The organism is Saccharopolyspora karakumensis, assembly GCF_004349225.1.
Taxonomy (GTDB): domain Bacteria; phylum Actinomycetota; class Actinomycetes; order Mycobacteriales; family Pseudonocardiaceae; genus Saccharopolyspora; species Saccharopolyspora endophytica.
The window spans coordinates 1-21,132 of sequence record NZ_SMLA01000079.1 but is presented as its reverse complement, the minus strand read 5'-3'; the positions used below and the strand labels follow the sequence as shown (position 1 = coordinate 21,132).

General features: G+C 70.5%; 25 protein-coding genes. 10 read left to right on the top strand and 15 right to left on the bottom strand.

The window, feature by feature from the left end:
• Nucleotides 1-147: 147 nt before the first annotated feature.
• The 5 genes from E1202_RS29230 to E1202_RS29210 form a co-directional block, all read right to left on the bottom strand.
• A complete protein-coding gene (locus E1202_RS29230; protein WP_132686546.1) occupies nt 148-828 on the bottom strand; it encodes an iron-sulfur cluster assembly protein in 681 nt (226 codons plus the stop codon).
• Complete coding sequence (locus E1202_RS29225) at nt 825-1,829, bottom strand: amidohydrolase family protein (protein ID WP_132686545.1); 1,005 nt, start codon at nt 1,827-1,829, stop codon at nt 825-827. The genes E1202_RS29230 and E1202_RS29225 overlap by 4 nt, the downstream gene beginning before the upstream one ends.
• Before the next feature lie 13 nt (nt 1,830-1,842).
• A complete protein-coding gene (locus tag E1202_RS29220) occupies nt 1,843-2,871 on the bottom strand; it encodes an NAD(P)-dependent alcohol dehydrogenase (protein ID WP_132686544.1) in 1,029 nt (342 codons plus the stop codon).
• Between the two features lie 149 nt (nt 2,872-3,020).
• Nucleotides 3,021-3,410: a cold-shock protein gene (locus E1202_RS29215; RefSeq protein ID WP_132686549.1), complete on the bottom strand. Its 390-nt coding sequence runs from the start codon at nt 3,408-3,410 to the stop codon at nt 3,021-3,023.
• Nucleotides 3,411-3,510: 100 nt separating this feature from the next.
• Nucleotides 3,511-3,711, bottom strand: coding sequence for a hypothetical protein (locus tag E1202_RS29210; RefSeq protein WP_132679479.1), 201 nt, complete (start codon nt 3,709-3,711; stop codon nt 3,511-3,513).
• A gap of 212 nt (nt 3,712-3,923) precedes the next feature.
• On the opposite strand from E1202_RS29210, the gene E1202_RS29205 reads away from it, so the two are divergent.
• A complete protein-coding gene (locus tag E1202_RS29205) occupies nt 3,924-4,679 on the top strand; it encodes an enoyl-CoA hydratase/isomerase family protein (RefSeq protein WP_132686543.1) in 756 nt (251 codons plus the stop codon).
• A gap of 185 nt (nt 4,680-4,864) precedes the next feature.
• A complete protein-coding gene (locus E1202_RS29200; RefSeq protein ID WP_132686542.1) occupies nt 4,865-6,007 on the top strand; it encodes an alkaline phosphatase PhoX in 1,143 nt (380 codons plus the stop codon).
• A gap of 3 nt (nt 6,008-6,010) precedes the next feature.
• Here the strand turns inward: E1202_RS29200 and E1202_RS29195 are convergent, their stop codons facing one another.
• The gene (locus tag E1202_RS29195; RefSeq protein ID WP_132686541.1) at nt 6,011-6,472 is read right to left on the bottom strand and encodes a MarR family winged helix-turn-helix transcriptional regulator; all 462 of its coding nucleotides are present in this window, start codon (nt 6,470-6,472) and stop codon (nt 6,011-6,013) included.
• Between the two features lie 59 nt (nt 6,473-6,531).
• Between E1202_RS29195 and E1202_RS29190 the strand changes: the two genes are divergently transcribed.
• From E1202_RS29190 to E1202_RS29180, 3 genes are all read left to right on the top strand, one after another.
• On the top strand, nt 6,532-6,939 hold the full coding sequence (locus E1202_RS29190; RefSeq protein WP_132686540.1) for a DUF5313 family protein: 408 nt from the start codon (nt 6,532-6,534) through the stop codon (nt 6,937-6,939).
• Between the two features lie 67 nt (nt 6,940-7,006).
• Entirely contained in the window at nt 7,007-7,609 is a 603-nt protein-coding gene (locus E1202_RS29185) for a helix-turn-helix domain-containing protein (RefSeq protein WP_132686539.1), read from the top strand.
• A 76-nt stretch (nt 7,610-7,685) separates the two neighbouring features.
• The gene (locus tag E1202_RS29180) at nt 7,686-8,426 is read left to right on the top strand and encodes an SDR family NAD(P)-dependent oxidoreductase (RefSeq protein WP_132686538.1); all 741 of its coding nucleotides are present in this window, start codon (nt 7,686-7,688) and stop codon (nt 8,424-8,426) included.
• 27 nt (nt 8,427-8,453) lie between these two features.
• Here E1202_RS29180 and E1202_RS29175 read toward each other — a convergent pair whose 3' ends face one another.
• From E1202_RS29175 to E1202_RS29160, 4 genes are all read right to left on the bottom strand, one after another.
• The gene (locus E1202_RS29175) at nt 8,454-9,407 is read right to left on the bottom strand and encodes a threonine/serine dehydratase (protein ID WP_132686537.1); all 954 of its coding nucleotides are present in this window, start codon (nt 9,405-9,407) and stop codon (nt 8,454-8,456) included.
• A 103-nt stretch (nt 9,408-9,510) separates the two neighbouring features.
• A complete protein-coding gene (locus E1202_RS29170) occupies nt 9,511-9,903 on the bottom strand; it encodes a Zn-ribbon domain-containing OB-fold protein (protein WP_132686536.1) in 393 nt (130 codons plus the stop codon).
• A 10-nt stretch (nt 9,904-9,913) separates the two neighbouring features.
• On the bottom strand, nt 9,914-11,092 hold the full coding sequence (locus tag E1202_RS29165) for a thiolase family protein (RefSeq protein ID WP_132686535.1): 1,179 nt from the start codon (nt 11,090-11,092) through the stop codon (nt 9,914-9,916).
• 71 nt (nt 11,093-11,163) lie between these two features.
• Nucleotides 11,164-12,114 (bottom strand): phosphotriesterase family protein, encoded by a 951-nt coding sequence (locus E1202_RS29160; protein WP_132686534.1) that lies wholly within the window; start codon nt 12,112-12,114, stop codon nt 11,164-11,166.
• A gap of 91 nt (nt 12,115-12,205) precedes the next feature.
• Between E1202_RS29160 and E1202_RS29155 the strand changes: the two genes are divergently transcribed.
• From E1202_RS29155 to E1202_RS29145, 3 genes are all read left to right on the top strand, one after another.
• Complete coding sequence (locus E1202_RS29155) at nt 12,206-12,955, top strand: gamma-glutamylcyclotransferase (RefSeq protein ID WP_235879096.1); 750 nt, start codon at nt 12,206-12,208, stop codon at nt 12,953-12,955.
• Between the two features lie 23 nt (nt 12,956-12,978).
• Complete coding sequence (locus E1202_RS29150; protein ID WP_132686533.1) at nt 12,979-13,938, top strand: adenosine deaminase; 960 nt, start codon at nt 12,979-12,981, stop codon at nt 13,936-13,938.
• A 79-nt stretch (nt 13,939-14,017) separates the two neighbouring features.
• Complete coding sequence (locus E1202_RS29145) at nt 14,018-14,563, top strand: type 1 glutamine amidotransferase domain-containing protein (RefSeq protein ID WP_132686532.1); 546 nt, start codon at nt 14,018-14,020, stop codon at nt 14,561-14,563.
• Between the two features lies 1 nt (nt 14,564).
• On the opposite strand, the gene E1202_RS29140 is transcribed toward E1202_RS29145, so the two are convergent.
• The 4 genes from E1202_RS29140 to hisD all read right to left on the bottom strand — a co-directional run bounded on the left by E1202_RS29140 (nt 14,565) and on the right by hisD (nt 19,206).
• Nucleotides 14,565-15,188 carry a class I SAM-dependent methyltransferase gene (locus E1202_RS29140; protein ID WP_235879095.1) on the bottom strand — a complete coding sequence of 208 codons (624 nt, stop codon included), beginning with the start codon at nt 15,186-15,188 and terminating at the stop codon, nt 14,565-14,567.
• A gap of 43 nt (nt 15,189-15,231) precedes the next feature.
• Nucleotides 15,232-16,167, bottom strand: coding sequence for a DivIVA domain-containing protein (locus tag E1202_RS29135; RefSeq protein ID WP_132686531.1), 936 nt, complete (start codon nt 16,165-16,167; stop codon nt 15,232-15,234).
• Between the two features lie 394 nt (nt 16,168-16,561).
• Nucleotides 16,562-17,860, bottom strand: a complete 1,299-nt coding sequence (locus E1202_RS29130; RefSeq protein WP_132686530.1) for an MFS transporter — start codon at nt 17,858-17,860, stop codon at nt 16,562-16,564.
• Nucleotides 17,861-17,886: 26 nt separating this feature from the next.
• Entirely contained in the window at nt 17,887-19,206 is a 1,320-nt protein-coding gene (gene hisD / locus E1202_RS29125) for a histidinol dehydrogenase (protein ID WP_132686529.1), read from the bottom strand.
• A gap of 108 nt (nt 19,207-19,314) precedes the next feature.
• On the opposite strand from hisD, the gene E1202_RS29120 reads away from it, so the two are divergent.
• Nucleotides 19,315-20,325: a LacI family DNA-binding transcriptional regulator gene (locus tag E1202_RS29120; protein WP_132686528.1), complete on the top strand. Its 1,011-nt coding sequence runs from the start codon at nt 19,315-19,317 to the stop codon at nt 20,323-20,325.
• A gap of 65 nt (nt 20,326-20,390) precedes the next feature.
• Entirely contained in the window at nt 20,391-20,960 is a 570-nt protein-coding gene (locus E1202_RS29115) for a dihydrofolate reductase family protein (RefSeq protein WP_132686527.1), read from the top strand.
• A 45-nt stretch (nt 20,961-21,005) separates the two neighbouring features.
• Here the strand turns inward: E1202_RS29115 and E1202_RS29110 are convergent.
• A partial coding sequence (locus E1202_RS29110) for an adenosylhomocysteinase (protein ID WP_132624608.1) occupies nt 21,006-21,132 on the bottom strand: 127 nt, incomplete at its 5' end.

Here is a 21,132-nt window from a genome sequence, read left to right as displayed (position 1 = left end):
GAACGATTGGTTTCACTCCCCACTGAACCCATCGTCACCACTGACTTATTCATTGCCCGGACTTCCACTGAAATCCGGGTCCGAAGTTCCACTGAAGTCAGGTGCCGGGTTCCACTGAAATCCGGCGTCGGAGTTCCACTGGGACGGTCAGTGGGGGTGGGGGTAGCGGGTGTGGAGGAGGCCTTCGCACCAGGTTTGGTTGGCTTCGATGCTGATGCGGGTGGTGCGGGCGATCCTCAGGTGGAGCGGGAGGCCGGCCTGGGTGAGCGGGGTGCCGGTGTCGTCGGTGAGCAGGGGTGCCCGGTCGTCGTCGCGGAGGCCGAGGCGGCGGCGGAGGCGGCGGAGCGCCGTCGTGGCCGGGAGGTCGGCGAGGGTGAGGGCGGTCAGGTCTTCGTGGGTGCGCCCGGACTTGAGCAGGATTCCGGCGAGGCGCTCCTGCTCCGCGGCGTGGGCCTTGCGCAGGAACACCGCGCGGAGCTCGTCGAGTTCGCCGGCGGCGAGGCCGGGGAACGCCGAGCCGAAGCCCTCCCCCGCCGCGACGCCGGCGTTGATCTCCTCGGCCGCGAAGTGGTCGAGCAGGCGCACCGAGACGCGGCCGACCCCGGGCAACGAGCTCAGCACGTCGTGGGCGTCGGCGACCATCAGGTAGGCGAAGTTCGGCGCGCAGAAGTAGGTCGGCAGCCGCAGGTCGACCTCCACCTCGTCGCCGCGCACCTCGCACCGGGCGACGAACCCGAGCTCGGTGATCGGCCGGTCCAGCTCGGGATCGACCACCGAGCCCAGGGCCCGCACCACCACCTCGGTGTCCACAGCGGAAGCCGCGGTCATCGGGCCACCGCCTCCCGCGCGGACGGGATCTGCACCGGCACCTCGATGTCGTAGAGCTCGGCGATGTTCAGGCCCAGGACCTTGCGCTTGACGTCCGGGGTGAGCACGCCGTACTCGGACTGCATGTCCTCCGGGATCTGGAAGTCGACGAACTTCTCGATCAACCACTTCGGCGTCCAGATCGCGTAGTCGCTGGCGAAGGTCAGCCGGTTCTCGTCCAGCCAGTACAGCAGCTCACCGATGATCCGGGCGAAGTAGCGCGGCCGGGAGTGGATGAACGGCATCGCCACCGCCAGACCGCCGTAGACGTTGGGCTCCTGCGTGGCGATCCAGCAGAAGTCCTCCAGCCGCGGCAGTCCGCAGTGCTCGACGATGAAGTTCAGCTCCGGGAACTCGGTGGCCGCGTCGTCGACGTCGGCGACGTCGAAGGCGTCCCGGTTGAGCGGGTAGATCGTCGGCCCCTTGTGCACGTGGATGTTGCGGATTCCCAGCTCCTGGCACTTGTCCAGGTACCGGTAGGACCACGGGTCGGAGAGCTTCCAGCCCTTGGAGGCGCCCTTCCACTCGGCGGTGTAGAGCTTCACGCCGCGCAGGTTCCAGCGCTCCGCCTGCCGCTCCAGCGCCGTCAGCCCCTCCTCCTCGTCGCGCGGGTCCCAGCTTCCGTTGACGATGAAGCGATCCGGGTACTTCTCGGCGAGCGTGCCGTCCCGTTCGGTCGTGTTGAAGCCGTTGACGAAGAAGTCGGTCAGGTAGGTCGGCTGGAAGATGGCCTTGTCGACGTAGCCGACCTCGAACAGGTCGTGCAGCACGTCCTGCTCGCTCTGCAGCTGGAAGTGCTCCAGCGACCACTTGTGCTCCTCCGGGCTGAGGTTGGAGTGGTAGTCGTAGAAGCAGTTGAGGAAGCCGGTGCCGTAGCGGTTGGCCTGGTTGGCGGGCGTGCCGTCCCAGAAGTGGACGTGCCCGTCCACGATGAAGTACTGCTCGTCGCCCTTGACGTACATGTCCGCGTCCTTCCTATGGCACGAGAATCGCTCGACCGCCCGGAATGCGGCCGGCGTCGAGATCGGCGAGCGCGTCGAGCGCCTCGTCCAGCCCGTACTTGCGGGTGCGCAGCGAGACCTGGCCTCGCGCGGTCAGCGCCATCAGCTCGTCGAGGTCGTTGTAGGAGCCGACGAGGTTGCCGATCACGTTGATCTCGCGGGAGATCACGTCGATGGTGGGGATGTCGACCTTGCCGCCGTAGCCGATGACGAAGTAGGACCCCGCCTGCCTGGTCAGCGCCAGGCCTTCGGACTCGGTACCGCCTTCGCCGACGAAGTCGAGCACCACGTGGGCACCCTGACCTGCGGTGATCTCCAGCGCGGTGGCGACCTGAGAGCCGTCGGCGAGCACGGCGTGGTGGGCTCCGAGCTGCGTGGCGAGGTCCAGCGCCTCCTGCGACCGGTCGATGACGGTGATCTCGGCGGGCGTCATGGCCAGCAGCGACTGCAGACCGATGTGCCCGAGGCCGCCCGCGCCGATGAGGATCACGTGGGTGCCCGCGTGCAGCAGCGGCACGGCCTTGCGCACCGCGTGGTAGGCCGTGAGCCCCGCGTCGGCCAGCGCGGCGACGTCGGCGGGTTGCAGACCGTCGTCGAGGCGCACCACCGAGCGGGCGTTGGTGAGCATCAGCTCGGCCATGCCGCCGTCGGCGTTGATGCCGGGGAAGCTGGAGTTCTCGCAGTGCACGTCGTCGCCGGAGCGGCAGGCTCGGCAGAGCCCGCAGGTCACCAGCGGGTGCAGGATGACGCGGTCACCGGGAGCGGTGTTGCTGACGGCGGAGCCGACCTCGCGGACCGTTCCGGCGTTCTCGTGGCCGATGACGTAGGGCAGCGCGACGCCGCTCTTGTCCTTCCACTGGCCTTCGATGATGTGCAGGTCGGTCCGGCAGACCCCGGCCGCGTTGATCTCCACCAGCACGTCCCAGGGACCGGTGACCTCGGGGTCCGGGACCGATTCGACGACAGGCTTCTGCTCGTACTCGTGCACGCGTACCGCTCGCACCGCCGACCACCTCCGGCTCGACCAGGACGGGTCCGTCCCAGGTTGCGCCGAAGCGGCCATGACCGCCCGTCGGGGCGGGCGGTCTGACTCGGTCAAGTCGGGCGATCAGCGATGGCGCCCAGGTGGATGCGCTCGCCGCGCAGATAGGCTCAGGCGTCGACCCAGCCGTGGCGGACGGCGATCTGGGTCAGCTTCTGGCGAACCTGCAGGATCTGCTCGGCGGTCATCGTCGGCGCGGAGGTCAGCAGCGCTTCGGTGACGGTCTCGTGGAACTCCTTCGCCGAGAGCACGTCGAAGAGCTCCTCCTCCGGCGGCTGCTCGCCGGGCGCCGCGGACTGGCGCAGGATGTGGACGTTGGAGGCCTTGGGGCCGCGGTCGCTGTCCTCGGGGTCGAACTCGACGACCACACCGGGGGCGACCAGCCGCTTGTCGAAGGTCAGGTCGTTGACGTGGATGAAGACGTCCTCACCACCGCCGTCGGGTGCCACGAACCCGTATCCGCGCACTTCGTCGAACCGGACGACCTTGCCCGTGACCATCTTCGGCACCCCACCTTCACCCCGTACCCGCACGCAGGTCAGGCACTCTACCTGCGGTCACATCGGCGGGGCGAACCCAGTGCCGGTGCGGTCCCCGGCACTACCGGCGCGGCATCGGGATGTCGGTGTCGGGGCGGCTGCGCTCCTTGGGACCGTGCTCGATGAAGTCCGCGGCGAACTTGATCCCCGCCTGGTACGCCTCCACCCGCGCACGGCCGATCTCGGCTTCGATCGTCTCCGGGTGCAGCTCCTCAGCCAGCGAGCGCATCTCCGCCAAGCGACTGCGGGTCTCCTCATCCATGTGTGCGCCATCCTTCCGCGTGAACATCTCCGGAGATCCTCACTGGTTTTCACGTTCTTCGCACGGCCGACGGACAGGCTAGTCGCGAGCCCCGGTCGATCCCGATCAGGTGAGGACCGCCCTGCCGTTAGCCCCGCCACGACCCGGGGTCACCGGTGACGATCAGCGGATACGATCCGCCGGGCAGCGGGCGGCAACGGCGCGGAGGTGGCATGAGCAGCGGGGAACTGCGACTGGAAGTCGATCAGAACGTGGCCCGGATCACGATCGACAACGCCGGCAAGCGCAACGCGATGAACGCCGCCATGTGGCGTCGGCTGCCCGAACTGCTCGCCGAGGCCACCGCCGACCCCGAGGTCCGCGTCGTGGTGCTCACCGGTGCCGGAGACGCGTTCTGCGCCGGTGCCGACATCTCCGAGCTGCACGAGATCGAGGGCCCCGAGGGCAGCGCCACCGAACCGGCGGAGCGGGCGCTGCTGGAGTGCCCGCTGCCGACGATCGCGCTGATCAACGGCCTGTGCATCGGCGGCGGCTGCCAGCTGGCGGCGGCCTGCGATCTGCGCATCGCCACCGAGTCCGCCGTCTTCGGCATCACCCCGGCCAAGCTCGGCGTGGTGTACCCGCCTTCGAGCATCGCGCGGCTGACCGAGCTGGTCGGACCGTCGGCGGCGAAGTTGCTGCTGTTCTCCGCGGACTTCTTCAACGCGCCGCGCGCCTTGGCCATGCGACTGGTCGACGAGGTCGTGGCCGACCCGGCGGAGCGGGTGGCCGAGCTGGCCGGGACCATCGCCGGACGCTCCCAGCTGAGCGTGCGCGCGGCCAAGGAGCTGGTGGACCTGGCCGGACGCGGCGCGCCGCTGACCGAGCGGGCCGAGCACTGGCACGACGTCGCGGTGAAGACCGGCGAGACCGCCGAAGGCGTCGGCGCGTTCCTCGAACGCCGGATGCCGGTTTTCCCGTTCGCGTAGCCGAACTCCCCGTCCAGGCACGTCATCCCGCAGTTCGATCCTCTGTGGACGGCGCAGCGGAACCACCGGTTACCGCGCGCTACACGCACTGTTCATCCTTTTCGCGATGATCAGTCCACGCGCGCCGATCTACCGTCGCGGTACCCGAGCACTACCCATTCCCACCGCGCACCGGAGGAAAAACCGTGGAACGTCGCACCTTCCTGCGCGCCGCCGTCACCGGCGGCGCCGCTGTCGCGTTCGGCTTCAGCGTGACCCGCGAGGCCATCGCCTACCCCGCGCAGACCGGCCCCAGCCCGTACGGCCCGCTGCAGACCGCCGACGCCAACGGCCTCGAACTGCCGGCGAACTTCACCAGCCGGGTGCTCGCCCACACCGGCGAGACCGTCGCCGGGACCGGCCACCTCTGGCACGGGGCACCCGACGGCGGCGCCTGCTTCGCCGACGGCGACGGCTGGATCTACGTGTCCAACTCCGAGCTCCCGCTGGGAACCGGAGGTGTCAGCGCGCTGCGCTTCGACGCCGCGGCCACCATCACCGGCGCCTACCCGATCCTGACCGGCACCACGCAGAACTGCTCGGGTGGCGCGACTCCGTGGAACACCTGGCTGTCCTGCGAGGAGACCGACCGCGGCTACGTCTTCGAGACCGACCCGTGGGGCGGTGAGGCGGTCCGCCGCGACGCGATGGGCCGGTTCAAGCACGAGGCCGCTGCCGCCGACCCGGACCGCAAGGTCGTCTACCTGACCGAGGACGAGTCCGACGGCAACTTCTACCGCTTCGTGCCGACCACCTGGGGCGACATGTCGGCCGGCACGCTGCAGGTGCTCGCCGAGGCCGACGGTGCGCTGACCTGGGTCGACGTTCCGGACCCGACGGGCGCCACGGTGCGCACCCGCCACCAGGTCGACACCGCGCGCGTCTTCGACGGCGGCGAGGGCGCCTACTACCGCAACGGCACCTGCTTCTTCACCACCAAGGGCGACAACCGCGTCTGGGCCTACGACGCGGTGGCCAACGCGCTCAACATCGCCTACGACGACGACCTCACCCAGGACGGTCCGCTGACCGGTGTCGACAACATCACCGGCACCGCGACCGGAGACCTCTACGTCGCCGAGGACGGCGGCAACATGGAGATCTGCATCATCACGCCCGACGACGTGGTGGCGCCGTTCCTGCGAGTGGTCGGCCAGGACGAGTCCGAGCTGTGCGGCGTGGCGTTCAACCCGGCGGGCGACCGGCTGTACTTCTCCTCGCAGCGCGGACCGGCCGGTAGCAGCTCCGACGGCTACACCTACGAGATCACCGGCCCGTTCCGGAAGTGATCGTCACCTGGTGTCCAGGGCCCGGCGGCTGGCCGAGATGACCTTGGTCAGGGCCACGTGGAGCTCTTCGAGCTCGGAGAGCTCCACGCCCAAGGTCTCGACGATCTTGTAAGGGATCTTCTCGGCTTCGTCGCGCAGCCGCGCGCCCTCCTCGGTCAGCGCGACCTCCAGCCTGCGCTCATCGCTGCGGCTGCGGGTGCGCAGCACGTAGCCCACCGATTCCAGCCGCTTGAGCAGCGGCGACAGCGTGGCCGCATCGGCGTGCAGGACGTCGCAGAGGTCGGTGACCGAGCGCGGCGAGCGCTCCCAGAGCGCCAGCATCACCAGGTACTGCGGGTGCGTGAGGTTCATCGGCGCCAGCAGCGGCCGGTACAGCGAGATGACGTTGCGGGAGGCGACCGACAGCGCGAAGCACACCTGGCGGTCGAGGGCGAGCGGGTCTTCGCCCAGGTCGGGACTCTGCACGGGGTCAGCTTACTCACCTTCCGCCACGCGCTAATAGTTAGTGTGCTAAATATCGGGGCGTGAGCCAACACCCGGAAGCCCGCCTCGTGCGACCGAATCCGCTGCTGTGGATCTGGTACGCCTTCGGCGGCCGCCTGCCCGCACGGCACCGCGAGTGGGTGCTCCACGACGTCACCTGCGGGACCTGGGTGCTGCGGCACACCGCGCGCAGCCTCGTCCAGATCTCCCCCGGTCTGCTGTTCCTGCTGCTGCCGGGCCCCCTGTGGATCCGGGCGATGTCGGTGCTCGGCGGCGTGATCCTCGCGCTGTGGTACTCGCTGTCCTACATGGAGCACACCTGCGAGTACCGGCTGCACAAGCACGGCTTCCCCATCGGCACCGGCCGGGCGACGCGCGAAGCCGCCCACGCCGAAGCCCGCGCGCAGCGGGCCTCCCGCTACGACGAGATCTACCGCAACAACGACTAGAACTAGCGCTCGTGCGCCCGGGTGAGCGCAGTGGCAATCCCGGTTGCCGCAGTGGCAAGCTGGGTGGGTGGACGCGGAATTCGGGCAAGCGTTGGACGCCGTAGGACCGAGGTTGCGGGCGCTGAGACGGCAGCGGGAAACGACCCTCGCGGACCTCTCGAACGCCACCGGGATCTCGGTGAGCACCCTGTCGAGGCTGGAGTCCGGCTCGCGCAAACCGACCCTCGAACTGCTGCTTCCGCTGGCCAAGGCGCACGGGGTCACGCTCGACGAGCTCGTCGACGCCCCGCCCACCGGCGACCCGCGGGTGCACATGCGGCCGGTCAAGCGGGGCGGCCTGACGATGCTGCCGCTGACCCGGCGCGCGGGCGGCATCCAGGCCTACAAGCTGATCCTCCCGGCCGGGAGCGGCCGCAACGAGCCCGATCCGCAGACCCACGAGGGCTACGAGTGGCTCTACGTCCTCAACGGGCGGCTGCGCATGGTGCTCGGCGAGCACGACGTGGTGCTCTCCCCCGGCGAGGCCGCCGAGTTCGACACCCGGGTCCCGCACTGGTTCGGCGCCGCCGACGACCAGGCCGTGGAGTTCCTGAGCCTGTTCGGCAAGCAGGGCGAACGGGCGCACCTCCGCGCCCGCCCGAAGTACGACCCCGACGACCAGGGTGCGTGATCGCCACCTGCGCGGTCACCCGATCCTCGGCGAGTTAGGTTGAGCGCTGACGGCTGAGGTTCGAGGAGGAGTTTCGATGGGCAAGCCAACGCCGGTGGCGGTGGTCACCGGGGCCAGCAGCGGGATCGGTGCGGCCAGCGCCAAGGCCCTGGCCGAGGCGGGCTTCGACGTGGTGCTCGGCGCGCGCCGGTTGGATCGGTTGCAGGAGGTCGCCGATTCCGTCGGGGGCCTGGCCCTGGAGCTCGACGTCACCGACCAGTCCTCGGTGGACGCGTTCACCGACGCCGTCGAGCGGTGCGACCTGCTGGTGAACAACGCGGGCGGCGCGGTCGGCTCCGAGGCCATCCTGGAGGCCAAGGACGAGGACTGGCAGTGGATGTACGAGACCAACGTGATGGGCACCCTGCGGGTGACGCGCGCGCTGCTGCCGAAGCTGCTGGAGTCCGGTGACGGGCAGGTCATCAACATCGGGTCGGTCGCGGGTCGCGAGCCCTACGCCACCGGCGGCGGTTACAACGCGGCCAAGCACGCGGTCGCGGCGCTGACCCGCGTGCTGCGGCTGGAGATGTTCGGCCAGCCGATCCGGGTGTGCGAGATCGACCCCGGCCTGGTCCAGACGGAGTTCAGCCTGGTCCGCTTCCGCGGCGACCAGGAGAAGGCCGACGCCGTCTACCAGGGCACCAACCCGCTCACCCCGGAGGACGTCGCCGAGACCGTCTCGTGGGTGGCGACCCGTCCCCCGCACGTCAACGTCGACCAGATCCTGCTGCTGGCCCGCGACCAGACCTCGGCGCGCGTGATCCACCGCTCGGAGTGACCAGCACCGGGGCTGGGCACCGCGCGTTCAGCCCCGGAAGCGCTCGGCCCAGGCCATGACGTCGGCCGGGGTGGCGTTGCCGCCGCAGACGACGAGGCCGAGCTTGACGTCCTCGTGCTCGCCGATGATCCGCCGGGCGGCCGGGAGCAGGCAGCCGGCGGCGGGTTCGGCCCACAGCTTCGCGTGGCCGGCGAGGTCCAGAACTCCCTGCACCGCTTCGGAATCGGGTACCACCAGCACGTCCTCGACCATCTCGCGAACGTGCTGGTAGGTCAGTTCGGAGACGGCCGGGGCGCTGAGGGTCGACACGATCGAGGACAGCTCGACGGCCACCGGGCCGCCCGCCGCCAGCGCGGCCGACATCGCCTCGGCGCCCTCGGTTTCCACGCCCCAGATCCGCACGCCGGGGCGCTTCGCGCGCAGCGCGGTGGCCACGCCCGAGACGAGACCGCCGCCGCCGATGCTGACCAGCACGTCGGTGAGCTCACCCGCGTCCTCGGCGAATTCGAGCCCGACCGTGCCCTGCGCGGCGATCACCGCCGGATCGTCGAAGGGGTGCACCAGCGTGCTGCCCTCGGCCCGGAGCCGGTCGGTGAGCGCGAACGCCCCGGCCATGTCGTCGGCCAGGCGGACCGTCGCCCCGGCGGACTCGGCCACCTCCACGGCCCGCTCCGGCGCCGAGCGCGGCATGACGACGGTCGCCTTGACGTGCAGAGCACCGGCCATCACCGCCAGGCCGATGCCGTGGTTGCCGCCGCTGACCGCGACCACACCGGCCGCGCGCTCCGCCTCGGTCAGCGACAGCAGCTTGGCCACCGCACCGCGGGCCTTGAACGACCCGGTGCGCTGCAGCAGCTCCAGCTTCGCCGTCACCGGTGCGCCGAGCAGCTCGGACAGCCCCGGACTGGTCACCGTCGGCGTGCGCACCACGTGCCCCTCGATGACACCCGCAGCGGCTTCGACGTCCTCGATCCCGATCACAACGCTCCTCCCCAGCACTCCTGCGTCCGCACGGTAGCCACTCGCGCGCAGCAACCCGAGATCGGGTCGTTGTCGTCCATTGTGGACACCCAGGACCGCGACCTCACGCCGGGCGGAAGTACGGGATCACCTCGTTCTCCGGTTCCGGCCCGGAGGGTTCGAAGGCGACCCGGACCCGCAGGTCGCTGAGGTCGGCGTCGGGGTCGACCTCGGCCAGCCGGGTCCACCACCAGGGACCTTCGTCGAGCTCGACGATGCCGACGACGAGCCGGAACGCGCCGCCGTCGGGGAGTTTGTGGTGCACCGCGCTCCAGGACACCACCCGGCCGGTGCCGCTCGCCGCGACCTGCTCGACGTCGTCGTCCGGGGCGATCGGGGTGTGCGGGCTCAGGTACTCGCCGGTGTCGCAGCGGCGGGGAAGGCGGAGTTCGCCCAGGCGGGTTCCGTCGAAGAACTCCGCGCTGGCGTGGTCTCTGGCGACCGGGACGAGGGCCATGGAACCTCTTTCAGGCGGACAGCACCAGGGTGCTGTGGTGGGAGAAGATGCCGCCGTTGCCCGACACGAGCACGAGCTCGTGGTCGGGGACCTGGCGGGCGCCGGCCTGACCGCGAGCCTGGATGATCGCCTCCGACAGCGGCGTCATGCCCCACATGTAGTAGGAGGACAGCTGCCCGCCGCCGGTGTTGAGCGGCAGCGATCCGCCGGGCCCGAGCACTCCTGGGGTGGAGACGAACTCGCCGCCCTCGCCCTTGGCGCAGAAGCCGTAGTCCTCCAGGGTCAGCAGCACCGTAAAGGTGTAGCAGTCGTAGAGCTGGGCGATGTCGATGTCGGCCAGCGACACCCCGGCCATCTGCAGCGCCTGCGGGCCCGCCTGGGCCGCGCCGCTGACCAGCCCCAGGTCGTCGTCGCGGCGCAGCGAGCCTCCGGGGTGCGCTTGAGCCCAGCCGAGCACCGACACCGGCGGCTGGGCCAGCGATGCGGCGCGGTCGCCGCGGGTGACGACGACGGCGATGCCGCCGTTGGACACCAGGCAGCAGTCCAGCAGGTGGAAGGGTTCGGCGACCAGCCGCGACTCCTGGTGGTCGGCGATGTCCATCGGCTCGCGGAACCGGGCCAGCGGGTTCATCGCGGCCCACTCGCGCTGCGCCACGGCGATCTGGCCGAGCTGCTTGCTGGTGGTGCCGTAGGCCTGCATGTGCCGTCGCGCCGCCAGCGCGTAGAACGAGTTGGGGCCGGTGAACCCGCTGCTGGCGACCATCCCGCCCCAGCCCTTCGGCGAGTACCGCTCGGCCCCGTAGGCCGCGCCGGTCGAGCTCCCCTCGCGCAGCGGGGCGTCGGCGAACACGCAGACCACGGTGTCGGCCATGCCCGCCTCGACGGCCATCGCCGCGTGCTGGACCATCGCTCCGGCGGTCGAGCCGAACGACTGCATCTGGCTGAGCAGCCGCAGGTCCGCCAGCCCCAGGTCGTCCTGCAGGCTCAGGTCGACGCCGCCCGCCAGTCCTGCGGACACCAGCAGGCCGTCGACGTCGCCGAGCCGCAGCCCCGCGTCGGCCACGGCCCGGCGAACCGCCTCAGCGGCGAACTGCTGCGCGGTGCGGCCGTAGACCTTGCCCATCTCGGTCATGCCGAGACCAGCGATCGCGGCCCTCCGGTGCGCAGGCAGGTCACTGCGACTGCCCATCTTCCCCCCTTTGCGGAACGATCTCGATCCGAAAGTAGGTCAGGGCACCCGCTTTGTAAACGCCCGCCGGCTCAACCGAAGTAGCGACGCGGGTTGTCCACCAGCATCGTCGTCACCTGCTCCTCGGTGACCCCCGCTTCGCGCAGCGCCGGGAGCACCACGTCGTGGATGTGGGTGTAACGCCAGTTCGGCATGGCCTGCTCGGCCACCCCCGACGGGAACCAGTCGATGTGGCAGGACGCGTCGTGGGCCAGCACCATCCGATCGGCCAGGCCGCCGCCCGCGAGCTCGGCGATGGTGGCCACCCGCTCGTCGGTGGGCAGCAGGACGTCCATCCCGAAGCGGTCCATGCCGATGTAGGAACCGTTGTCGATGAGCTCCCGCAGGTAGTCGGTGTCGGTGGTGTCGCCGCTGTGCCCGATCACGACCCTTCCGAGGTCAACTCCGTTGCGCCGCAACACCTCCTGGGCGACAAGGCCGGTGCGATGGCCGGGGCTGGTGTGCACGGTGATCGGCGCACCGGTCCGCAGGTGCGCCTCGGCGACGGCGTTGAGCACGCGCTCCACGCCCGGGGTGAGCTCCTCCTCGATGGCGCACTTGAGGAACGCGGCCTTGACACCGGTGTCCGCGATGCCCTCGGTGATGTCCTTGACGAACATCCGGACCATCATCTCGTCGCCGCCGAGCGGCGTCCCGGGTCCGTGCAGGCGGAAGAAGAACGGCACCGAGTCGTAGGTGTAGAGGCCGGTGGCGGCGATGATGTTGAGGTCGACCTCGGCGTTGATGCGCGCGACGCGCTCGACGTCGCGCCCGAGTCCGATGACCGTCGGGTCGACGATGGTGTCGACACCGCGCGAAGCCAGCTCGCGCAGGCGCTCGATCGCGTCGGCGACCCGCTCCTCCTCGTCCCAGAACTCGGGGTAGTTGCGGCGGATCTCCTCGTTGAGCACGAAGACGTGCTCGTGCATGAGCACCGTGCCCAGCTGATCGTCCGGAACCTGTCCGCGCACTGTCTCGACCATCTTCGTCCTCCTCGACGAACGGCGGCGTGCCCGGCACCCTAGACGCCCGATCGGGTTGCGCGGAGCCGTCCGCGGTGGGCATGTTGGGGCGGTGACCGTGGTCAACACCTTGGGCGCCGCGACGTTCCGCGACGAGGAGTTCCCCGCCGATCCCTACCCCGGTGCGCGTCCCGCCCACTCCTACCTGCACCTGGACGGAACCGGGTGGTGCCTGACGCCTGACTCCTCGCTGCCCTCGGGCTGGCGGGTGGGCGCGGGTTGCCTGGACGAGTTCCTGACCGGCGCGGGCGCCGAGCCGCTGGCGGCCCGGTGGCCGGTGCTGGCCTACGGTTCCAACGTCTGCCCGAGCAAGATCACCTGGCTGCGTTCCGAGCTCGGCCTCCGAGGCCCGGTCGTGGTGCTGCGCGCCACCTGCACGGGCCTGTCCGCGGTGTGGGCCTCCGGGGTGCGCGCTCGCGACGGTCAGCGGCCGGCCGTGCTCGTCTCGGCTCCCGGCGTCGTCGAGCACCACGCGGTGTGGCTGGCCACGGCCGAGCAGCGGCGGGTTCTCGACGAGTGCGAGGGCCGAGGCGAGCGCTACCGGCTGGTGCGGTTGCGCGGTCCCGAGCGCGTCGAGCTCGACACCGGTCCGGCGGCGAACGTGCTGGCCTACGGCGCGCTCGGCGAGATCCGCCGCCCGCTGCTGGTGGACGGTCGGTTCGTGCCCTGCAGCGCCGTCGGCCAGCGCGAGGCGCGCGAGCTCACCGGCGCACCGGCCGACTCCGACGGGCTGACCTGCACCGAGATCGTCGGCGAACCCACTCCCCCGGGCGCACCGCTGGGCACCGACGAGCCCCGGTAGGTTTGTCCCGGGGAGGAATTCACATGTTGCCGACTGCGGAACTGCACATTCACATCGAGGGGACGCTCGAACCGGAGATGCTGGTCGAGCTGGCCCAGCGCAACGGGCACGCGCTGCCGACCAGCGACCTCGACGAGCTCCGGGCGAAGTACGACTTCAGCGATCTGCAGTCGTTCCTGGACCTCTACTACGCGAACCTGCCGGTGCTGCGCACCGACCAGGACTTCTACGACCTGACCAGCGCCTACCTGGCTCGCGCGGACCGCGCCGGGGTGCGACGGGCGGAGATCTTCTTCGACCCGCAGGTCCATCTGGGCAACGACGTCCCGATCGGCGCGGTGTTCGAGGGCATCACCGGAGCGCTGCGCGACTCCCCGGTGTCCACCGACCTCATCCTGTGCTTCCTGCGCGACCTGGGTCCCGAGGCCGCGGCCGAGACGCTGCGGCTGGCGCTGCCCTACCGGGAGCGCTTCATCGGCGTGGGCCTGGACTCCGCCGAGGTCGGACACCCGCCGGCACCGTTCGCCGAGGTCTACCAGCGCGCGGCGGCCGAGGGCCTGCACCGCGTCGCCCACGCCGGCGAGGAGGGCGGACCGGACTACGTGCGCGACGCCCTGGACGTCCTCGGCGTCGAGCGCATCGACCACGGCATCCGCGCCATGGAGGACCCGGAGCTGGTGGCGCGGCTGCGCGACGAGCAGATCCCGCTGACGGTCTGCCCGCTGTCCAATGTGGCCTTGCGGACCGTCGACAAGCTCACCGACCACGTGCTTCCGGCGATGCTGGACGCGGGCCTGCTGGCCTGCGTCAACAGCGACGACCCGGCGTACTTCGGCGGCTACGTCGACGACAACTTCGCGGCCTTGCGCAGCGAGCTGGGACTCACCGAGGTGCAGCTGCAGACGCTGGCGCGCAACTCGTTCGACGCCTGCTTCGCCACCGACGAGCAGAAGGACGCGTGGAAGGCCGAGATCGCCGGCTGAGGCGTCCTGAGTGGACGCGTTTGGGACACCTCCGCTCGGGGTACCTCACCGAGCGATACCCGTGAACGGAGGTTCAACCATGGCTGACGAACTCAGCGGCCGCAAGGTCGCCATCCTGGCCACCGACGGCGTGGAGCAGGTCGAGCTCGAGGGACCGCGCGACGCGATCGAACGCGCGGGCGGGCAGGTCGAGGTGGTGTCGCCGCACGCCGGGGAGATCCAGGCGATGAACGGTGACATCGACAAGGGCGACCGCTTCCCGGTCGACCGCGAGGTCGCCCGGGTCTCGGTGACCGACTACGACGCGCTCGTGCTGCCGGGCGGCACCATCAACCCCGATCAGCTGCGCCGCGACGGGACCGCGGTGTCGTTCGTGCGCGATTTCGTCAACGCGGGCAAACCCGTGGGCGCCATCTGCCACGGCCCGTGGACGCTGGTCGAGGCCGATGTGGTGAAGGGACGGCAGCTGACGTCGTTCCCCAGCATCCGCACCGACATCCGCAACGCCGGAGGCGAGGTCACCGACCAGCAGGTCGTCGTCGACGGCAACCTGATCACCAGCCGCAATCCCGATGATCTGCCCGTCTTCCAGGACGCGGTGATCAAGGCGGTCGCGTCGAGCTGATTCAGGCGCGCTTGGCCGCGACGAGGCGCTCGATGATTCCGAGCTTGAACCGCTCGGACTCCTGCACCTCGAAGCCCGCGGCCCGCAGGTGCCGCGAGGGGCGGCGGCGGAAGTGCTCGCCGCCCGTCGGCACCGTCACCACCTCGGCGGCGCGCTGGATCAGCCGGACCGGCCACGCGGTGCTCACCACGTGATCGGCCAGCAGCAGCCGCCCGCCGGGCCGCAGGACCCGGTGCATCTCGGCGATCGCCTGCTCGTGATCCGGTATGGCGCACAGCGAGAACGTGCACACCACGGTGTCGAACGCGCCGTCGGGGAACTGCAACGAGCGCGCGTCGCCCTCCCGCAGCTCGACGTCCAGGCCGAGCGCATCGCGCCGCTGCCGAGCCAGTCGCAGCATCGCGGGACTCCACTCGATCCCGGTCAGGGGTGTGCCCGCCGGGTAGAGCGGCAGGTTCAGGCCGGTCCCGATGGCGACTTCCAGCACCTCACCGCGAACCCGGGAGCAGACCCACTGCCTGCTGTCGCCCGCCAGGTAGCGGTCGAAGCGAGCCATGACGCCGTCGTAAGAGGGCGCGGACTTGTCCCAGTGCCGCACAAGCTTCTTCGCGCGATCGCCGTTCACGGACGGTAACGCTACCGGACCCCGGTGGCGCGCACCGGTGGTTTCAGCGCGTCGGCGGGCGGCGGCGTCCGGGGATCATCCGCTGCCGGGCCGGTCGGTTGTCCCCGATGTGCGCCGGGAACGCGCCGGTCTGGGCGGCGATCGGGGGCAGGTCGGTGCCCGTGCCCGTCGCCGGCGTGCTCACCGGGCGCATGTTCGTTCCCGTCGCCGTGACCGGCTGCATGTTCGCGCCGGTCGCCGTCACCGGACGCATGGTCGTGCCCGTCGAGGCCACCGGGTGCGCGCCCGTGCCCGCGGCCGTCACCGGGCGCATGGTGGTGCCGGTGTTGCGGCTGATGTTGCGGATGCTGGAGGACACCATCACCAGGAACGCGAGCACGCCCGCCTCGTCGTAGCCCGGCATCCCCGGAGCCGGCGGGTGGAACTGGGCGTTGAGCACGTCGTTGGGCGTGAGGTGGTCGATGCCCCGCAGGGTGGCCTGCACCCGGTCCATGAAGGCGTCGACCTCGGCCTTGTCCAGCGCCGAGCTCTGCGAGGTCGCCGGTTGCAGACCGCGGAACTGCTCGGACGGCGTCGCCGTGGGAGCGACCTCGACCGCCGGGGCCGATTCGGGCGCGGGCCGCTTCGGCAGCGGTTCTTCAGCGGGCTCCTCGCCGTTCTCGGCGGGCTTGCGCGCGGGTTCGGGTTCCTCCGCCGGGCGGGACTTGCGACGCTCGTCGGCCCGCACTTCGAGCTTCATCAGCGTGAGCGCGACCTTGTCCAGGAACTCGTCGACCTGGGCCTTCTTGTAGGCGCGACCGCCACGCCGACGCGGGCTGAACTTGGCGGTCAGCACGTCACGAGCGGTCACCAGCTGCTTGCCGCGCAGCGTCGCCTCGACCCGTCCGAGGAAGTGGTCGACCTCGGCCTCGTCGTATCCGCGTTCTCTGCGCCAAGCCCGGCCGAAGACGACATTCCGCACGTCATCAGGGGTGAGCATCTCTCCGGCCTCCACAGGGCGTCCGCATCATTCCTCTCGGACGCATACCCGGCGCGTCCCGCCAGGCCCCCGACCGCCCGTTGTGCGGGCTCAAGCTTGCCCAAACCCGGCTGCCAGATCAAGGCCCGAGCCGGCCCATCCCCGTTGAGCCGACCGCGGTAACAGCGCGACCCGGAGTCCGGCGGGACCCGCGGGCCTCGTCCGCTCTTTCCAACAGCGCCCGCCGCTGCCCACCGACTGATGTGGTGATCGCGATCATGCACGCCACCGCCGGAAACGCGCCCTCCGACGGCGAACAACGCCAGGTGTCCGACGGGATCGGCGTCTTCACCCGCTGGCCCCACCCGCACCCGAGGGTGGCGCTCCGCCGAACGCCACCCTCGGGACGGCCTGGTCAGGACGCCGGTTCGGTGAGGGACTTCCGGTGGGTCTCCGGTGCCGTCCTCATCGCGGCCGCGGCGATGAGCGCCCCGGCCGCGACCAGGACCGCCACGCTCCAGGACTGCCCACCTGACCAGAGGATGAGGCTGGTGGCCAGTAGCGGCGTGAAGCCGCCCAGCAGGACGCTGCCCATCTGGTAGCCGATCGACAGCCCGCTGTAGCGGAGCTGCGGCTCGAACAGCTCCACGTAGAAGGCCGCGATCGGCGCGAACACCGCCGCGTGCGGAACGGCCAGGGCGATCACCAGCGCCACCGCGATCAGCACCGGCGAGCGGGTGTCGACCAGCCAGAAGAACGGCCACGCGTACAGCGCCATGAACACCGCTCCGGCGATGAACACCGGCTTGCGGCCGATCCGGTCCGACAGCGCGCCCCACAGCGGCACGGCGACGATGTTGATCGCCGCGGCCAGCATCACCCCGGTCAGGCCCGCCTGCTTGGGCAACCCCAGGTGCTCGGTGATGTAGGTCAGGATGAACACCGTGAACACGTAGTAGTTGCCGCCTTCGGCGAAGCGCACGCCCACCGCGATCAAGATCTCGCGGGGATGGGTGCGCAGCACCTCCACCAGCGGCCGCTTCGCCGGGCGGCTCGCGGTGAAGGACTCCGGCTCGCTGATGCGGAACCGGATGTAGAGCCCGACCAGCGCCAGCACGACGCTCAGCAGGAACGGGATCCGCCAGCCCCACGCGATCAGCTGCGACTCAGGCAGCAGGGAGACGATGCTGAACGCCCCGGTGCCCAGCAGCAGACCGGCCGAGACACCGGTTTGCGGCCAGGCGCCGTAGCGGCCGCGGCGACCGTCCGGGGCGTGCTCGACGGCCATCAGCACCGCACCGCCCCACTCGCCGCCGACGGCGAACCCCTGCACCAGCCGCAGCAGCACCAGCAACGCGGGGGCCGCGATGCCGATCTGCTGGTAGGTGGGCAGCAGACCGATCAGGGTCGTGGCACCGCCCATGAGCGTCAGCGTCATCACCAGCGTCGCCTTGCGCCCGAGCTTGTCGCCGTAGTGGCCCGCGACGAAACCTCCCAGGGGCCGGGCGATGAAACCCGCGGCGAAGGTGCCGAAGGCCGCCAGCGTCCCGGCCGCCGGGGAGAGCTCGGTGAAGAAGAGCCGGTTGAAGATCAGCGCGGCAGCGGTGCCGTAGATGGTGAAGTCGTACCACTCGATGATGCTGCCGATGGTGCTGGAGACCAGCGTGCGCGACGCGGACTCGCTCGGGGCACGCGTCGTTGCGTTGACCGACATCGTCGGTGTGCCTTTCGGTTTCGCGTTCAGGGACGGGCCAGGGCGTTCGGCGCCCAGGGGAGGTCGGCCGTTCCGTGCTTGGCGGCTCGGACGTCTCCGGACCGGGCGTGGCCCTCGAAGAGCTCGACTCGCGCCGCCCGGCCGCAGACCTCGCCGAGGTCCGCGCTGGCCGCCGGGTCGGTGATTTCCTGGTAGGTGACGGTCTTGAGGTACTTGCCGACCCACAGACCACCGGTGTAGCGGGCGGCGCCTCGCGTCGGGAGCACGTGGTTGGTGCCGATCACCTTGTCGCCGTAGGACACGCAGGTCCCCTCCCCCAGGAACAGCGCGCCGTAGTTGCGCATCTTCTCCAGGGCTTCGCGGGGCTGTTCGGTGAGGATCTGCACGTGCTCGCTGGCGTAGGTGTCGGCGAGCCGGTAGGCCTCGTCGAGGTCGGCGACGACGTGCACCTCGCCGTGGTCGCGCCAGGCCGGTTCGGCGTTGTCGCGGGTGGGCATCTCCGGCAGCAGCGCGTCGATGTGCTCGATGACCCTGCGCCCCAGCGATTCCGAGGTGGTGATCAGCACCGCGGGCGAATCGGGTCCGTGTTCGGCCTGGCTGAGCAGGTCGACGGCGACGACGAACGGGTCGGCGCTGTCGTCGGCGACGACGAGCACCTCCGTCGGGCCGGCGAACAGGTCGATGCCGATCTCGCCGTAGAGCTGCCGCTTGGCCTCGGCGACGAAGGCGTTGCCCGGCCCGGCGAGCATGTCGACCGGCTCGATGGTCTCGGTGCCCAGCGCCATGCTGACCACGGCCTGCACCCCGCCGAGCAGGTAGATCTCGTCGGCACCGGCCAGGTGCATCGCGGCGACCGTCGCGTCGGGGACCTCGCCGCGGATCGGCGGCGTGCAGGCGATGACCCGCGGCACCCCGGCGGCCTTGGCGGTCAGGATCGTCATGTGCGCCGAGGCCAGCAGCGGGTAGCGCCCGCCCGGCACGTAGGCGCCGGCCGCCGCGACCGGGATGTGCTTGTGCCCCAGGTGCACGCCCGGCAGCGTCTCGACCTCGATCTCCCGCATCGATTCGAGCTGCTTCTCGGCGAAACCGCGCACCTGCTGCTGGACGAACTCGATGTCGGCGACGACCTGCTCGGGCACCCTGGCCATGATCTCGCTGATCTGCGCCCGGGTGAGCCGGAAGGCCTCCGGCTCCCACTTGTCGAAGCGGGCGGAGCACTCCCGCACGGCCTGGTCACCGCGCGCACGGATGTCGGCGATGATCGCGGCGACCTTCTCCTGCACGTCGGGCAGCGAGGTCGTGGTGGCGGCCGAGGTCTGCTCGGCCCGCTTCAGCGCGAACGTCATGGATCCCTCCCAGGATGTTTACGTACACACGGACCATAGAGGGCGCGGATGTTTACGTAAACCCCGTAGGATGGCCTTCCTCGATGCAGATTGCGAAGGAGGTGCCCGGTGGTCACGAGCCGGGACGTGGCACGGCTGGCAGGCGTGTCGCAGATGACCGTGTCCCGCGTCCTGCAGGACAACGGCAAGGTCGCCCCGCAGACCCGGGAACGCGTGCTGGCGGCGATGCGGGAGGCCGGCTACCGGCCGCACGCCGCCGCTCGGACGATGCGCACCCGTCGCACCGCGACGGTCGGCGTCGTCGTCGCCGACATCACCAACCCCTTCTACCCGCAGCTGCTGGAAGCCGTCTCCGAGGCTCTCGACGCGGCCGGTCAGCGCATGGTGCTGTGGAACGGCCCGGACGGTTCGGGCGCCCTGGAATCACTCGACGAGGGAACGGTGGACGGACTGATCTTCACCACCGTGACCGAGGCGACGCCGCAGCTGAGCGACGCGGTCGCCCGCGCCGAGCCGATCGTGCTGCTGCACCGCGGGCTCGACGAGCTCGACTGCGACCAGGTCACCACCGACAACGTCGCGGGCGGACGCGCGGTCGCCGACTACCTGGTGGCCACCGGGCACACCCGCATCGGCTTCCTGCGCGGCCCCGAACTGCCGAGCACCGCCCGGCACCGCGAGCAGGGGTTCCGCGAACGCCTCGCCGAGCTCGGCCACCCGTTGTCCGAATACCTCAGCGCGCCAGGTGGTTTCGCGCACGACGTCGCCCGCTCGGCGATGCGCGGCCTGCTGGACCGCGCCGACCCGCCGACGGCGGTGTTCTGCGCCAACGACCTGACGGCGCTGGGTGCCGTGGACGGCGCGGTGTCGCTGGGCAGCCGCGTCCCGGAGGACGTGTGGGTGATCGGCTACGACGACATCGCGCTGACCGCCTGGGACTCCTACGACATCACCACGGTCCGCCAGCCGATCGCGGAGATGGCCCGCGCGGCGGTGTCGCGACTGCTGGAACGCATCGGTGACCGCGACCTCGCGACCCGCAGGGACTGCTTCCCCAGCGAGCTGCTCGTGCGCGGCTCGACCGCGCGCACCCCGGTCCCGGCTGCCCGAACCCGGTGACGCCGGGTGCGCACCGGGGTGCGGTTCGGGCACGATGGGCCACCGGGCTGCACGAGGAGGTGCGCATGGCGAAGCTGATCTACTCCGCGATCGGTTCGCTCGACGGCTACCTGAACGACGCCGAGGGTCGCTACGACTGGGCCGTTCCCAGCGACGAGGTGTTCGCGTTCATCAACGACCGGGAGCGCGACGCGGGCACCTACCTCTACGGGCGACGCATGTACGAGGAGATGATCGCTTGGGAGACAGGCGATTTCACCGCGGAGGGCCCGCTGATGGAGGACTTCGCGCACCTGTGGCGCAAGGCGGAGAAGATCGTCTTCTCGCGCACCCTGGCCGGTGTCTCGACGACGCGAACCCGGTTGATGCGGGAGTTCGACCCGGATTCGGTCCGGAGCCTCAAGGAGTCCTGCGCGGAGGACCTGCTGATCGGTGGCGCGGTGCTGGGCGGCCAGGCCCTGGACGCGGGACTGGTGGACGAGGTCCAGATCTACACCGCGCCGATGCTGGTGGGCGGCGGCACCCGGATCTTCCCGTCGAAGGCCCGGGTGCCGCTGAACCTCGTCGAGCACAGGCGTTTTGACGGCGGCATGACCTTCCACCGCTACGCCTGCGCGGGACACGGCCAGCCGTGAGCCTCCCGGGAGTGGTGGGAGACCAGGAGACTCACGGCTGGTTGCTCAGTAGCGGTAGTGCTCGGGCTTGTAGGGGCCCTCGACGTCGACGCCGATGTAGGCGGCCTGTTCCTTGGTCAGCTTGGTCAGCTTCACGCCCAACGCGTCCAGGTGCAGACGCGCGACCTTCTCA